At 70.5% G+C, this 14,952-nt stretch carries 10 protein-coding genes and 1 tRNA gene; 7 read left to right on the top strand and 4 right to left on the bottom strand.

What is annotated here, in order from left to right; all coding sequences use genetic code 11:
- Nucleotides 1-171 precede the first annotated feature (171 nt).
- The 5 genes from gyrB to ACIPSA_RS23480 all read left to right on the top strand — a co-directional run bounded on the left by gyrB (nt 172) and on the right by ACIPSA_RS23480 (nt 6,144).
- A complete protein-coding gene (gene gyrB, locus ACIPSA_RS23500; RefSeq protein WP_402638132.1) occupies nt 172-2,235 on the top strand; it encodes a DNA topoisomerase (ATP-hydrolyzing) subunit B in 2,064 nt (687 codons plus the stop codon).
- A gap of 42 nt (nt 2,236-2,277) precedes the next feature.
- Nucleotides 2,278-4,872 (top strand): DNA gyrase subunit A, encoded by a 2,595-nt coding sequence (gene gyrA / locus ACIPSA_RS23495; protein ID WP_402637928.1) that lies wholly within the window; start codon nt 2,278-2,280, stop codon nt 4,870-4,872.
- Between the two features lie 18 nt (nt 4,873-4,890).
- Nucleotides 4,891-5,694, top strand: coding sequence for a DUF3566 domain-containing protein (locus ACIPSA_RS23490; RefSeq protein ID WP_402637927.1), 804 nt, complete (start codon nt 4,891-4,893; stop codon nt 5,692-5,694).
- Between the two features lie 124 nt (nt 5,695-5,818).
- A tRNA-Ile gene (locus ACIPSA_RS23485) sits at nt 5,819-5,895 on the top strand.
- A gap of 72 nt (nt 5,896-5,967) precedes the next feature.
- Entirely contained in the window at nt 5,968-6,144 is a 177-nt protein-coding gene (locus tag ACIPSA_RS23480) for a hypothetical protein (protein ID WP_402637926.1), read from the top strand.
- Nucleotides 6,145-6,404: 260 nt separating this feature from the next.
- On the opposite strand, the gene ACIPSA_RS23475 is transcribed toward ACIPSA_RS23480, so the two are convergent.
- A complete protein-coding gene (locus ACIPSA_RS23475; RefSeq protein ID WP_402637925.1) occupies nt 6,405-10,403 on the bottom strand; it encodes a hypothetical protein in 3,999 nt (1,332 codons plus the stop codon).
- Between the two features lie 613 nt (nt 10,404-11,016).
- Nucleotides 11,017-11,493: a hypothetical protein gene (locus tag ACIPSA_RS23470; RefSeq protein ID WP_402637924.1), complete on the bottom strand. Its 477-nt coding sequence runs from the start codon at nt 11,491-11,493 to the stop codon at nt 11,017-11,019.
- 221 nt (nt 11,494-11,714) lie between these two features.
- Between ACIPSA_RS23470 and ACIPSA_RS23465 the strand changes: the two genes are divergently transcribed.
- Both ACIPSA_RS23465 and ACIPSA_RS23460 read left to right on the top strand, forming a co-directional pair.
- Entirely contained in the window at nt 11,715-12,926 is a 1,212-nt protein-coding gene (locus tag ACIPSA_RS23465) for an amidohydrolase family protein (RefSeq protein ID WP_402637923.1), read from the top strand.
- A gap of 29 nt (nt 12,927-12,955) precedes the next feature.
- Complete coding sequence (locus tag ACIPSA_RS23460; RefSeq protein ID WP_402637922.1) at nt 12,956-13,198, top strand: ferredoxin; 243 nt, start codon at nt 12,956-12,958, stop codon at nt 13,196-13,198.
- A gap of 47 nt (nt 13,199-13,245) precedes the next feature.
- Here ACIPSA_RS23460 and ACIPSA_RS23455 read toward each other — a convergent pair whose 3' ends face one another.
- Nucleotides 13,246-14,001 carry a glycosyltransferase family 2 protein gene (locus ACIPSA_RS23455; protein WP_402637921.1) on the bottom strand — a complete coding sequence of 252 codons (756 nt, stop codon included), beginning with the start codon at nt 13,999-14,001 and terminating at the stop codon, nt 13,246-13,248.
- An 8-nt stretch (nt 14,002-14,009) separates the two neighbouring features.
- Nucleotides 14,010-14,798, bottom strand: coding sequence for a GntR family transcriptional regulator (locus ACIPSA_RS23450; RefSeq protein WP_402637920.1), 789 nt, complete (start codon nt 14,796-14,798; stop codon nt 14,010-14,012).
- Nucleotides 14,799-14,952 lie beyond the last annotated feature (154 nt).

The following is a 14,952-nucleotide window of genomic DNA, read 5'->3' as shown; positions in this document are numbered from 1 at the left end:
AACCCCCATCACTGTCGGCGCTACCGGTAGACTGGAAGCCAATCCCGCCCCAGTCGTGGGGAGGTCCGGGAAAAGCTGAGCAACGCTGAGTCAAGGCTTACCAACGCAACATGCCGCAGCCGCTCCGGCAACCCTCCCCCAGAGGGGGTGTCCCCAGGAGCCCGGCTCGTGCTGATGTGCCAGAAAGGGCGCTTCGTGGCCGATTCCGGCAACCCCAACGAGAACATCCCGTCCACCGACGCCGGCGCGAACGGTGAGGTCACCGCCTCGTACGACGCCAGCGCCATCACCGTCCTCGAAGGGCTGGACGCGGTCCGCAAGCGACCCGGTATGTACATCGGCTCTACCGGCGAGCGCGGTCTGCACCACCTGGTGTACGAGGTCGTCGACAACTCGGTCGACGAGGCACTGGCCGGTCATGCGGACACCATCGACGTGACGATCCTGGCCGACGGCGGTGTGCGCGTCGTCGACAACGGCCGTGGCATCCCGGTGGGCATCGTCCCCTCCGAGGGGAAGCCGGCCCTGGAGGTCGTCCTGACGGTGCTGCACGCGGGCGGCAAGTTCGGCGGCGGCGGCTACGCCGTCTCCGGCGGTCTGCACGGCGTCGGCGTCTCCGTCGTGAACGCCCTGTCCAGCAAGGTGTCGGTCGAGGTCAGGACCGACGGCCACCGTTGGACGCAGGACTACAAGATGGGCGTGCCGACGGCTCCGCTCGCCCAGCACGAGGCGATCGACGACACCGGCACCTCGGTGACCTTCTGGGCCGACCCGGACATCTTCGAGACCACCGAGTACTCCTTCGAGACGCTCTCGCGGCGTTTCCAGGAGATGGCGTTCCTCAACAAGGGTTTGACAATCAAACTCACTGATGAGCGCGAGTCGGCGAAGGCCACGTCCGGAGCGGACGAGGCGGGCGCCGACGAGAAGGCCGAGGTCAAGACCGTCACGTACCACTACGAGGGCGGCATCGTCGACTTCGTGAAGTACCTGAACTCCCGCAAGGGGGACGTGGTCCACCCCACCGTGATCGACCTGGATGCCGAGGACAAGGACAAGAGCCTGTCCCTCGAGGTCGCGATGCAGTGGAACAGCGGCTACAGCGAGGGCGTGTACTCCTTCGCGAACATCATCCACACCCACGAGGGCGGTACGCACGAAGAGGGCTTCCGTGCCGCGCTGACCTCGCTGATCAACAAGTACGCGCGCGACAAGAAGCTGCTCCGCGAGAAGGACGACAACCTCACGGGCGACGACATCCGCGAGGGTCTGACGGCGATCATCTCGGTGAAGCTGAGCGAGCCGCAGTTCGAGGGCCAGACCAAGACCAAGCTGGGCAACACCGAGGCGAAGACCTTCGTCCAGAAGGCGGTCTACGAGCACCTCAACGACTGGCTGGACCGCAACCCGAACGAGGCGGCGGACATCATCCGCAAGGGCATCCAGGCGGCCACCGCGCGCGTGGCGGCCCGCAAGGCCCGTGACCTCACCCGCCGCAAGGGCCTCCTGGAGAGCGCGTCCCTGCCGGGCAAGCTGTCGGACTGCCAGTCGAACGACCCGACCAAGTGCGAGATCTTCATCGTCGAGGGTGACTCCGCCGGCGGCTCGGCCAAGTCCGGCCGCAACCCGCAGTACCAGGCGATCCTCCCGATCCGAGGCAAGATCCTCAACGTCGAGAAGGCGCGGATCGACAAGATCCTGCAGAACCAGGAGATCCAGGCGCTGATCTCCGCCTTCGGCACGGGCGTGCACGAGGACTTCGACATCGAGAAGCTCCGCTATCACAAGATCATCCTGATGGCGGACGCCGACGTCGACGGCCAGCACATCAACACCCTGCTGCTGACCTTCCTGTTCCGCTTCATGCGGCCGCTGGTCGAGGCCGGGCACGTGTTCCTGTCCCGTCCCCCGCTCTACAAGATCAAGTGGGGCCGGGACGAGGTCGAGTACGCGTACTCCGACCGCGAGCGCGACGCGCTGCTGGAGTTGGGCCGTCAGCGCGGCAAGCGCGTCCGCGAGGACTCGATCCAGCGCTTCAAGGGTCTCGGCGAGATGAACGCCGAGGAGCTGCGCGTGACCACCATGGACATCGAGCACCGCGTCCTCGGCCAGGTCACACTCGACGACGCCGCCCAGGCCGACGACCTGTTCTCGGTCCTCATGGGCGAGGACGTCGAGGCCCGCCGCGCGTTCATCCAGCGCAATGCCAAGGACGTCCGCTTCCTCGATATCTGAGTCGGTCTCAGCTGACCGCACCAGGAAGGATCTTCACCAGCAATGGCCGACGAGAACACCCCTGTCACCCCTGAAGAGAGCGGCGAGGCGACCGTCCGCGTCGAGCCCGTCGGGCTCGAGACGGAGATGCAGCGCTCGTACCTCGACTACGCGATGTCCGTCATCGTGTCCCGCGCGCTGCCCGACGTCCGCGACGGTCTCAAGCCCGTCCACCGCCGCGTCCTGTACGCCATGTACGACGGCGGCTACCGTCCCGAGCGCGGCTTCTACAAGTGCGCCCGTGTCGTCGGCGACGTCATGGGCAACTACCACCCGCACGGCGACTCCTCGATCTACGACGCGCTGGTGCGCCTCGCCCAGCCGTGGTCGATGCGGATGCCGCTGGTGGACTCCAACGGCAACTTCGGCTCTCCGGGCAACGACCCGGCGGCCGCCATGCGCTACACCGAGTGCAAGATGGCGCCGCTGTCGATGGAGATGGTCCGCGACATCGACGAGGAGACCGTCGACTTCACGGACAACTACGACGGCCGCTCCCAGGAGCCGACCGTCCTGCCGTCGCGCTTCCCGAACCTGCTGATCAACGGCTCGGCCGGTATCGCGGTCGGCATGGCCACCAACATCCCGTCGCACAACCTGCGCGAGGTCGCGGCCGGTGCCCAGTGGTACCTGGAGAACCCGGAGGCCTCGCACGAGGAGCTCCTGGACGCGCTCATCGAGCGCATCAAGGGCCCGGACTTCCCCACCGGCGCGCTCGTCGTCGGCCGTAAGGGCATCGAGGAGGCCTACCGCACGGGCCGCGGCTCGATCACCATGCGCGCGGTCGTCGAGGTCGAGGAGATCCAGAACCGCCAGTGCCTGGTGGTGACGGAGCTGCCGTACCAGGTGAACCCCGACAACCTGGCGCAGAAGATCGCCGACCTGGTGAAGGACGGCAAGATCGGCGGCATCGCCGACGTCCGTGACGAGACCTCGTCCCGCACGGGCCAGCGCCTGGTCATCGTCCTCAAGCGGGACGCGGTCGCCAAGGTCGTGCTGAACAACCTCTACAAGCACACCGACCTGCAGACGAACTTCGGCGCGAACATGCTGGCGCTGGTCGACGGCGTTCCGCGCACGCTCTCGCTGGACGCGTTCATCCGCCACTGGGTGACGCACCAGATCGAGGTCGTCGTCCGCCGTACGCGCTTCCGGCTGCGCAAGGCCGAGGAGCGGGCGCACATCCTGCGCGGTCTGCTGAAGGCCCTGGACGCCATCGACGAGGTCATCGCGCTGATCCGGCGCAGCGAGACCGTCGACATCGCGCGCACCGGCCTGATGGGGCTCCTGGAGATCGACGAGATCCAGGCGAACGCCATCCTCGAGATGCAGCTGCGGCGCCTGGCCGCCCTGGAGCGTCAGAAGATCGTCCAGGAGCACGACGAGCTCCAGGCGAAGATCAGCGAGTACAACGGGATCCTCGCCTCCCCGGTCCGTCAGCGGGGCATCGTCAGCGAGGAACTGGCCGCGATCGTCGAGAAGTTCGGCGAAGACCGCAAGACCATGCTGGTGCCCTACGACGGCGACATGTCCATCGAGGACCTCATCGCCGAGGAGGACATCGTCGTCACCGTCAGCCGCGGCGGCTACGTCAAGCGGACGAAGACGGACGACTATCGCGCCCAGAAGCGCGGCGGCAAGGGCGTACGCGGCACGAAGCTGAAGGAAGACGACATCGTCGACCACTTCTTCGTGTCGACCACGCACCACTGGCTGCTGTTCTTCACGAACAAGGGCCGGGTGTACCGGGCGAAGGCGTACGAGCTTCCGGACGCCGGCCGGGACGCGCGCGGGCAGCACGTCGCGAACCTGCTCGCCTTCCAGCCGGACGAGGCGATCGCCGAGATCCTCGCGATCCGCGACTACGAGGCGGCGCCGTACCTGGTGCTGGCCACCAAGGCGGGTCTGGTCAAGAAGACACCGCTGAAGGACTACGACTCCCCGCGCTCGGGCGGCGTCATCGCGATCAACCTGCGTGAGCGTGAGGACGGTTCCGATGACGAACTGATCGGAGCCGAACTCGTGTCGGCCGACGACGATCTGCTGCTGATCAGCAAGAAGGCTCAGTCGATCAGGTTCACCGCCACGGACGAGTCGCTGCGGCCCATGGGCCGGGCCACCTCGGGTGTCAAGGGCATGAGTTTCCGCGAGGGCGATGAACTTTTGTCGATGAACGTTGTTCGACCCGGTACGTTCGTGTTCACTGCCACGGACGGCGGATACGCGAAGCGGACCGTTGTCGACGAGTACCGCGTCCAGGGTCGCGGCGGCCTCGGCATCAAGGCCGCCAAGATCGTGGAGGACCGCGGTTCTCTCGTCGGCGCGCTGGTGGTCGAGGAGACCGACGAGATCCTCGCCATCACGCTCGGCGGCGGTGTGATTCGTACGCGAGTCAACGAGGTCAGGGAGACGGGCCGTGACACCATGGGCGTCCAGCTGATCAACCTGGGCAAGCGCGATGCCGTGGTCGGTATCGCACGTAACGCCGAGGCGGGGCGCGAGGCGGAGGAAGTCGACGGCGACGTGGCCGTGGACGAGTCCGCCGAGGGTGCCGCGACCGCCGGCACGGACGAGGGTGAGGCGCCCTCGGCCGAGTAGGACGAGGAGAGAGTCATCGTGAGCGGAGCCACGGGCGCCGGTTCGGTCGGTACCTCGACCGGTACCTCTGCCGACAAGCACAAGGACGGCGGCGGCCGTGGCTCCGCCACGAGCGCGGCGAACGCGACGGACCCGCACACGACCAATCTCAAGGCGGTCAAGTCCCCCGAGACCGACGCGCACTCGCCCGACACGCATGGATCCCAGGGGGGAACTGTGACGGACACCCGAGGCTCGGGGACCCAGCAGCACGCGGCTGGAGCGGCCTCCCCGGCCGCTCCGGGCGCCCAGCCCTCGGCTCCCGCGCCCGAGGCGCAGGCGGCCTCGCCGCTGCCGGGTGAGCGCCAGCCCCAGGAGTCGTCCGAGCCCTACCACCCGCCGCAGGCCTACCCGGCGCAGGCCGCGACGGGTGCCGTGCGCCGGCCGCGCACCGGCGCTCGCACCACGCCCCGTACCCGCAAGGCGCGGCTGCGCGTGGCCAAGGCCGACCCGTGGTCGGTGATGAAGGTCAGCTTCCTGCTCTCCATCGCCCTGGGCATCTGCACGGTCGTCGCGTCCGCCGTGCTGTGGATGGTCATGAACGCGATGGGCGTGTTCTCGACGGTCGGCGGCACGATCTCGGAGGCGACCGGCTCGAACGAGGCGAACGGCTTCGACCTGCAGGCCTTCCTGTCCCTCCCGCACGTCCTGACGTTCACGACGATCATCGCGGTCATCGACGTCGTCCTCGCGACGGCCCTGGCCACCCTCGGCGCGTTCATCTACAACCTCTCCGCGGGCTTCGTCGGTGGCATCGAGCTGACGCTGGCCGAGGACGAGTGACGTTCCTCGTCCTGGCGGTTCCAAACCTCCACTGACGGTCCCCCGACAACCGATTTTGGGACTGCGCCGGTCGTGCGCTAATCTTCAGGAGTCAGCGCGCGGGACACACACCGCAAGGCGCGGCGGGGCTATAGCTCAGTTGGTTAGAGCGCATCCCTGATAAGGATGAGGCCACAGGTTCAAATCCTGTTAGCCCCACCAGCACGAAGACCCCCAGCCGATCACGGTTGGGGGTCTTCGGCATATACGGCCGACACCAACCGATGAGGTGCGATGGCCGACCCTGACAGACCCGCCGGCGGTCACCATCACTACGACGATCCCTATGAACGCGGGAAGCTGGACCGGGCCTCCTGCGGCCGGATCCTTCTCGGTGCGTTCCTCATCGTGGCGATCACGCTGGCCGCGCTGATGCTGGCGCTCGTCTTCGGCGATGATCCCCAGTACTAGTCCTCGTCAGCACTGGTCCTCGTCAGATCACCGCTGGGACCGCTGTGGGAGCACACGGCGCCGGAAGGCGGCCCAGCCGTGGCGCGCCGGGGCATGAAAGCGCCCGACCGCTGGCGACGGGGGATGCACCAGCGATCGGGCTGTGGCCAACAGTAACAAGGCTGCTCGCACGGCGGGAGCCGACTGCTCTGCTGTGATGAGCAGTTGTGATCGGGATCACGCAAGCGCTGTCTGAAACGGGTCGGAAACGGTCGGTCCGATCACCTTCCGCAGGGGGGCTCGTACGAGAGCCGGGGCAGGTACTCGTGCCACTTCTCCGGCGTCAGGACGCCCCCGGTGGTCGAGCAGATGCGGTGGATCGCCTCGTCGACGTCCAGGTCCCACAGCCGGATCGTGTCGGCGCCGCTCGAGACGCCGAGCAGATGGCTGTTGGGGCTGAACGACAGGAAGTTGCCGGTCTTGGCGTTGGGGCTCATCGACTGGCCGATGGCCTCGGCCTTCGCCGGGCTGGACACGTTCCACAGACGGACCGTGTTGTCGTTGCCGCCGCTCGCCAGGGTGTTGCCGTCCTGGCGGAACGTCAGCGACACCACCGCCTCCGTGTGGCCGGTCAGGGGGGAGCCCAGCCGGCTCGGCCTCAGGGGATCGCCGATGTCCCAGAGGCGGACCGTGTCGTCGTCGCTGCCACTGGCCAGGGTGTGGCCGTCAGGGCTGTAGGCGAGCACGTTGACGGGGCCGTGGTGCCCTTCGAGAGGCGCGCCGCGCGGGGTCGCGTGCCGGGGGTCCGTCACGTTCCACAGGCGGATGGTGGTGTCGGCGCTGCCGCTGGCCAGGGTGCGGCCGTCCGGGCTGAAGACCAGCGCGTTGACGTAGCCCTTGTGGCCGGTGAGCGGGGTGCCGAGGGCCTTGACGTGGGAGGGGTCGCCGACGTTCCACAGCGCGATGGTGCGGTCGTCGTAGGCGGTGGCGAGGGTGCGGCCGTCCGGGCTGTAGGCGAGCGCGTCGGGGCCCATGAACCGGGTGCGCAGGGTGATGGGCGGCCCGTAGGAGACCGGCTGGGCGGGGTCGGTGACGTTCCACAGGTACACGGCACGGTCGCCGGTGAGGACCGCGAGGGTGTGGCCGTCGGGGGAGAACGCCAGGGCCCGGTCACCGCCGTCCCCGGGCATGAACGGCTTGCTCAGGGAGTGGGGCCGGTCGGGGCGCGCCACGTTCCACAGCCGGATCCGTCCGTCGCGCGCGGCCGTGGCGAGCACCTGCCCGTCCGGGCGGAACGCTCCGCTGCGGCCGATCATGTCGGACGTCGGTATCGACCACAGACGCACCTTGCTGTCGCCGCTTCCGGTGGCGAGGGTCTTGCCGTCGGGGCTGAAGCCCAGGGCGTACATCTCGCCGCTGCTGCCCGCGAGGGGCTCGCCGACCTGTGACGGGTACGCCGGGTCGCTGACGTTCCACAGGCTCGCCGTGCTGTCCGCGCTGGCGGCGGCGAGCATGGTGCCGTCCGGACTGAAGGCCACCGACCAGACCGGGCCGGTGTGGCCGGTCAGCGGCGAGCCGAGGGGGGTGGCGTGCCGGGGATCGGCGACATTCCACAGCCGTATGGTGTCGTCCGCGCTGCCGCTGGCGAGTGTCTTGCCGTCGGGGCTGAAGGCCACCGAGTGGACCGTGCCCGTGTGGCCGGTCAGCTCCGTGTCGAGCCGCTTCGGCCGGCGCGGATCGGCGGTGTTCCACAACGCGATCGTGTTGTCGTCGCCGCCCGCGGCCAGGGTCCGGCCGTCGGGGCTGAACGCCACCGAGCGGACGGCGGCGGTCCGGCCGTTCAGGGTGCTGAGCGTCTTCGGGCGGCTCGGGTCGCTCACGTCCCACAGGCGGACGGTGTGGTCCTCGTCGGCGCTGGCCAGGGTGCGCCCGTCGGGGCTGAAGGCGACCAGGTAGATCGTGCCGTCGTGGCCGGTCAGGGGCGCACCGAGAGGCTTCGGGTGACCCGGGTCCCGTACGTCCCACAGCCGGATCGTGCCGTCGTCCGACGCGCTGGCCAGCGTGTGGCCGTCGGGGCTGAAGACCGCGCTGCTCACCCAGCTCGTGTGACCGGTGAGGGGCTTGCCGAGCGGCTTGGGGCGGGTCGGCCGGCGTACGTCCCACAGGCGTACGGTCCGGTCGTAGCTGGCGGTGGCCAGGGTGTGGCCGTCCGGGCTGAACGAGGTGAGATAGACGGCGCCGGTGTGGCCGGGGAGCGGTGTGGCCAGGGGGGCGTTGACGATCGAGATCAGCCGGTTGTTCGTGCCCTCGTCGTCCGAGCGCAGGCCGTGCGCCACCAGGTCGAGCTGGGCGGACAGCGACGGGTCCGTGTACTGGACGCGGTCGGCCTCGGCGAGCACCTGCTCGAACACGGCGTCGTCCCGCTGCTGCCAGGCCACCACCGCCGCACCGGCGGCCAGCACCGCGAGGACGACCAGGGCCGACACCGCGCCGCGGCCGATCCACACCATGCGCTTGCGCAGTCTGACCGAGGCGGCCAGGAACTCCACCGCGCTGCGGGTCAGGAAGGTGTTGTCGGCGGACTTGGCCCAGGTGTGCGCCTGTTCCAGCCGGGAGCCGCGGTAGAGCAGCGAGGAGTCGCGGTTCGAGCCCTCCCAGGCCCGGCCGTCCTCCTCCAGCCGCTGGCGCAGCAGATGGTCGCTGCGGTCCTCGTCGATCCAGTCGCGCAGGCGCGGCCAGGCGTGCAGCAGCGCTTCGTGGGTGATTTCCACGGTCTCCGCGTCGAGGGTCACCAGGCGGGCGCGGACCAGCGCCTCCAGCGACTCCTCCGTCTTGCCGGGGTCCGTCGACTCGTCCGACAGCTGGCGTCGCGTCCCGCGCCGGCGGGTGGCCTGGGTGTCCTCGCCCAGCCGCACCAGCCGGAGCAGCAGCAGCCGCGCGGCGGAACGGGCCGCCGGGTCGAGGCCGGACCAGGCCCGCTCGGCGGTCGCCGCCACCGCTCCCTGGATTCCGCCCGCGGCGCGGTAGCCGGCCAGCGTCAGCCTGCCCGCCTTGCGGCGCTGCCAGGTGGCGAGCAGCGCATGGGACAGCAGCGGCAGCGCGCCCGCGTCGTGCGCGCCGCCGGGGCTGTCGACGCTCACCTCACGGACGATCAGCTCCGCCAGGCCCGGTTCGAGTTCCAGTCCCACGGCCTTGGCCGGGCCGGTGACCGCCTCGCGCAGCTCCGTGGTGGTCAGCGGGCCGAGCACCATGTGACGGTGCTGCAGCGCGTCGGCCAGTTCGGGATGGGCGAGGCACTGCTCGTAGAAGTCGGCGCGGATGCCGAGGACGACGAGGACGGGGGCGGGGGCGTCCGGGCCGGCGGGTGAGCAGGCGGCGTGCAGGACCTGGACGAAGGTGCGTCTGATCGTCTCGTCGGAGCAGAGGGTGAAGGCCTCCTCGAACTGGTCGACGATGACGACGGGGCGCCCGGTGGATGCCGTGTCGCGCCGTGCCCACGCCGTGACCGCCTCCCGCACCGCGTGCGCGAACCGCGGGGTGCCGGGTTCCTCCCGTGAGGAGACGGCCTGTGCGAGTTCCGGGATACGGCGGGTCAGTTCGGCGAGGGGATCGGCTCCCGGCACGAGCTGAAGGGTGTCCCTGGCCGGACCGTCCTCGCCGTCCGGCGCGCCGTTCTGCAGCGCGGGCACCAGGCCGGCGTTCAGCAGGGAGGACTTCCCGGCCCCCGAGGCGCCGACGAGCATGACCAGGCCACCGGTCCGCTCCGCCGCGCGGAGCTGGGCGACCAGGGCGTCCGTGCTCCGCTCCCGGCCGAAGAACCAGCGGGCGTCCTGCCGGCGGTACGAGGCCAGCCCCCGGTACGGGCAGACACCCGCGACGGTCGAGGCTTCGGCCGGGCCCTGTTCCTCCTCCTCCGCGGATTCCGGGGGGCGGTCGCCCACCGGGTCGGCCACCGCGCGCTCCCACAGGCGCTGCCACTGGGCCAGGTCGTACAGGCCCGTGGACACCGGCGCGGGCTGCGCGCGCCGTGCCTGGGGGATCAGTACGTGCAGCACCGCGGCGAGGGCGGCGAACTGGGCCGGCACGTTCTTCGCCCGCCGCCAGTCGCTGATCCGCTGGGCGGAGACCCGTACGGGACGCCCTCGTTCGTCGACCCGGTGAAGTCGGTCGACCGCCTCGGCCACGCGTTTGAGGGGAGGGTTGCCCGCCTCCTTGTACAGCAGCGCGAGACGTTCCGCGAAGGCTGTGCGTGCCCCTGAGTCGGAACTCAAGGCCTCCACCCCTTACTTCCCCCCGCATCTGGACATCCGGACCGGAAAACTCACTTTATATGGCTGACCTGCGGTGAAGTCGGGGTCCGGACACCGGAACCTCCCCGGCGGGGGCCTCAGATGGCAGGATCTCGACGCACTGGCGCGCCGATCGGGCGTCGACCGGCCAGGCCACCTGCTCAGCGTTCGAAGAGACAGCTCACGACGCCGCATGTTCTCGGTCAGCTTCCGCCGGTGTCACGGGACGGCGGCGTCGCTCTTGTCGCACGAGCACGAGAGACCCGTGTGGACAGTCCCTCGCGGACTGCCGTCCGCCGACGACGGGTCCGGCCTGTCCCCGGCCCGCGCCGTCATGGCGCGGGCCGGCACGGCCCGCGGGGGGGGGGGGGGGGCCCCCCCCCCGGGGGGGGGGGGGGGCGCGCCCCCGGGGGGGGGGGGGGGGCCGGGCCCCCCGCCCCCCCCCCCCCCCCCCCCCCCCCCCCCCCCCCCGCCGCCGGGGGGGGCGGGGGGCCCCCGCCCCGCGGCCGGCCGGGGGGGGGCGGCCCGGCGGGGGGGGGCCCCCCCCGGCCCCCCGGGGGGGGGGGCCCGGGCCCCCCACGACGCGGTGGTGGAAGGGCGTTTGCTACCGGGTCCAGCCCGCCTCGCGCGCGGTGGCGACCGCGTGCGCCTCCGCGTCGTCGGCCGCCCGGTTCAGTGACACGTCCCTTCCCGCCGCCGTTCCGCCCGCCGCGACCGCGGCTGCCCGAGAGGCGGCGAGGGCCGCGCGCAGGGCAGTGAGGGCTTCGCCGCTGTCGTCACGCGACTGGGCCACCTGCGCGGCCAGGGCAGCCGCCGCGGCGGCGTTGCGGGCGCAGCGGGCGTCCGCCGCGGGGTCGGCCGTCCGCTCGGTGAGGGCGGCGATCGAGTCGGCGGACAGGTGCAGGGCGCCGGCGGCCCTCCCGACGGGGCTCCTGGGCACGATCTCGGCCGCGTCCCGGTCGAATCCGGCGTGGCGGCACGTGGTCACGGCGCGGTCGTACGCGCTCTGCGCGCGGGTGGAGTGGACCTTCCTGAGCTCCTCGGCCGACAGCGCGCTGGGTACGTCTTCCCATTCGGTCATCTCTGCCTCCTCCTCCGCCGGGGCGGCGTGCGACGCGGCTCGGCGGCGCGGGCAGGGTGCCACGACGGCGGTGAAGAGGCCAGACGCGCGTGCCTGCGCATGCGGTGTGCCACCGGCGGCTCGGTGACCCGGCGGACGCTCCCCTTGCCCGTCAAGTGAGTCGGCCCTAACCTGTTTCTGACGGACCGTCAGATCTGCGTCGGCTAGTGAGAGGCGAGGCCATGGTCACCAGCGTCGGCGAAACCAGCGAGCTGCCGAAGGTCATCAGCGTGGACGATCACGTGATCGAGCCCGCGCACCTCTTCGAGACGTGGCTCCCGAGCAAGTACCGCGACAAGGGCCCGAAGCCGTTCACCGCGGGCATCGGCGAACTCGCGTACATCGGCGGGAAGTACCGGTTCACCACCGACCCGGAGGGCCAGATCACCGACTGGTGGGAGTACGAGGGCGGGCTCTTCCCGTACAAGCGCATCATCGCGGCCGTCGGCTTCTCCCGGGACGAGATGACGCTCGACGGCATCACGCGGGAGCAGATGCGCCGCGGCTGCTGGGACCCGAAGGCCCGGCTGGAGGACATGGACATCAACCATGTGGAGGCCTCGCTCTGCTTCCCGACCTTCCCGCGCTTCTGCGGGCAGACCTTCGCGGAGGCCGAGGACAAGGAGGTCGCCCTCGCGTGCGTGCGCGCCTACAACGACTGGATGGTCGAGGAATGGTGCGGTGACAGCGGTGGCCGGCTCATCCCGCTCTGCCTCATTCCGCTGTGGGACGTCCGGCTGGCCGTCGCCGAGATCCGGCGCAACGCGGCCCGGGGCGTACGGGCCGTGACCTTCAGCGAGATCCCGACCTACCTGGGGCTTCCGTCGATCCACTCCGGCTACTGGGACCCGTTCTTCGCGGCGTGCGAGGAGACGGGGACCGTGGTCAACATGCACATCGGGTCCTCGTCGCAGATGCCGGCCGCCTCCCCGGACGCGCCGCCCGCCGTGCAGGCCTCGCTGAGCTTCAACAACGCCATGGCGTCGATGATGGACTTCCTCTTCTCCGGGGTCCTCGTGAAGTTCCCGCGGCTGAAGCTCGCGTACAGCGAAGGGCAGATGGGGTGGATCCCGTACGCCCTGGAGCGCGCCGACGACGTGTGGGAGGAGCACCGGGCCTGGGGCGGGGTGAAGGACCTGATCCCGGAGCCGCCGTCGACGTACTACTACCGGCAGATCTTCTGCTGCTTCTTCCGCGACAAGCACGGCATCGAGGCGATCGAGACCGTGGGCGTGGACAACGCGACCTTCGAGACCGACTATCCGCACGTCGACTCGACCTGGCCGGAGACGAAGAGGGTGGCCCAGGAGCACGTGGGCGGCCTGCCCGCCGACGTGGCCTACAAGCTGCTGCGGGGGAACGCGATCCGCATGCTGGAACTGCCCTTCGCGTAGCCGCGGGCGCCCCGGGGAAAAGGGCACGCATGAAGGTCTCCATCGACGCCGGCCTCTGTTACGGCTCCGCCGAGTGCGCCCACCGCGCGCCGTCCGTGTTCGCGTTCGAGGACGGATACGGCGTCGTCCGGCCCGGTCGCGCGGACACCGGAGACGCTCCACTGGTGCGTGAGGCCGCCGAGCGGTGTCCGTCCCAGGCCATAAGGATCACCGAGGACACAGCCGCAAGGATCTCCGAGGACACCGCCACAGGAATCACCGAGGACACATGAGCTGACGCGACGGCGGGGCACCGGGTGGTGTCACGCCACCGCGGGCGTCACGCAGGCGGATAGTGCCAGTGGGTGTCCGCCAGGGCCCGCGCCCTGGCCTCGACGACCGCCATGCGCGCCGTGCGTTCCACCGGGTCGGCGTGGGAGGCCTGGCCGGTCGCCTGCCCCTCCCACTTCCGGTAGAGCAGCCCCACCTCCGCCGAGAACCAGCCACGGCTCACGGCGTTCAGCGCGAGCAGCAGACCTGTGTCCTCGGACGCCGGCAGGGCCATCCAGCCGCCGAGGGCGAGCAGCAGGTCACGGCGGACGAAGAGGGTCGCGGGGTGGACCTGGGCGAGGAAACCGTTGGTCTTCCAGAAGGCGAGCACGGCCCCGCGTTCGACGGGGCCCTCGTCCGGGTCGCTCGCGAAGCCCACCGTCGAGCCGTCGGGCAGCAGGTCCAGCGCACGCGAGGTGGCCCACCCGATGGTGCGGTCGGCCTCCAGCGCGGCCAGGTCACGGGCGAGCGCACCCGGCGTGAGCTGGTCGTCGGCGTCCAGGATCCTGACGTAGTCGCCGTCGGCGTGTGCCAGGGCGATCGTCCGGGCGACGCCGGGACCGCCGGGCCGGCCCTGGCGGAAGGTCACCCGCTCGTCGTCGGGGACGTACGGCCGGACCTCGTCGGTCCGCCCGTCCTCCTGGACGGCCCAGTGCCACTCCCAGCCGTCCGGGAGCCACTGCTCGCACAGCGACTTGTAGGCATCCGGCAGGAACCGGGCCGAGGGAGCGTGCACAGCGGTGACGATGACGACGCGCCGGCTCACGGCGGCACTCACCACCTTTCCAGGGACGTGGTGAAGAGCAGTTCCGTACGGTCGCCCGGCAGCGTGACGAGGGTGACGTCCACGACGCGGTCGCGGATGTCGTACGAGGTCTTCCGCAGGAGGATCACCGACGTGCCCGCCGGGAGATCCAGGGCCTTGGCCTCCTCCGGTGTCGGAGGACGGGCGGTGAGGCGTTCCTCGACGCGGTCGACCTCGATGCCGAGGGTGTGGAGCTGGTTCTGGGTACCTCCCGGCCAGGGCTCCTTGGTCTCGTCCAGCAGGTCGGGGTTGGCCGCGATCATCTCGCGGACGAGGTAGGAGGTGACGAGGCTGAAGGGCGCGGACTCGGCCGCGTACCGCGTCCTGTACGTGCGTTCGAGCAGCAGCGTGCCCACCCGTACCCCGAAGACGGCCGCCAGCTCGTCGGGGGCCTCGATCTCGCGGTACCGCGCGTAGAAGACGAGGTCGTCGACTCGCAGACCGGTGTCGTGCTCCGTGACTCCGGTCTCGGCCCGGGTGGCCTCCGGTGCCCGCGCGCGGTTCTTCTCCCACTGGTGCCGCCCGTTGTCGCGCACCGCGAGCGTGCGAGGGCGGCGGACGAAGGTGCCGCGGCCGTGCCGCTTGTCGATCAGGCCTTCCTCGCTCAGCAACCGCAGGGCGTTCTGCACCGTCGGCACGCTCCTGCCGTAGTGCTGCGCCAGGTCCGCCTCGGACGGCAGCCTGTCGCCGGGCTTGCGCGTGCCCTCCCGGATGGAGCGGCGGATGTCGTCCGCGATCTCCTCGTAGGCCTTGGGCACGGCTTCAGCCTATCGACTCCTAAAGAGGTCTTGATGAGTCGAGAGGTTTTGCAGAGTCGAGAGGGCTCGGAAGAGCCGACGAAGACCCCCGGCCTGTGGGGGCCGAGGGTCGCGGGCGTGGTTGTTCGGTACGCAAGCTCGCCGGTACGTCGCT

The organism is Streptomyces sp. NPDC086549, assembly GCF_044746205.1.
Classification (GTDB): Bacteria; Actinomycetota; Actinomycetes; order Streptomycetales; family Streptomycetaceae; genus Streptomyces.
Note: the sequence above shows the minus strand (reverse complement) of the source record. Positions and strands in the feature narration are given on the sequence as shown.

Excerpts from the sequence above, each read along its gene's own strand:
- ACIPSA_RS23465 (WP_402637923.1), top strand. The coding sequence starts at position 11,715 with ATGGTCACCAGCGTCGGCGAAACCAGCGAGCTGCCGAAGGTCATCAGC.
- gyrA (WP_402637928.1), top strand. The coding sequence starts at position 2,278 with ATGGCCGACGAGAACACCCCTGTCACCCCTGAAGAGAGCGGCGAGGCG.
- ACIPSA_RS23470 (WP_402637924.1), bottom strand. The coding sequence starts at position 11,493 with ATGACCGAATGGGAAGACGTACCCAGCGCGCTGTCGGCCGAGGAGCTC.
- ACIPSA_RS23480 (WP_402637926.1), top strand. The coding sequence starts at position 5,968 with ATGGCCGACCCTGACAGACCCGCCGGCGGTCACCATCACTACGACGAT.
- ACIPSA_RS23460 (WP_402637922.1), top strand. The coding sequence starts at position 12,956 with ATGAAGGTCTCCATCGACGCCGGCCTCTGTTACGGCTCCGCCGAGTGC.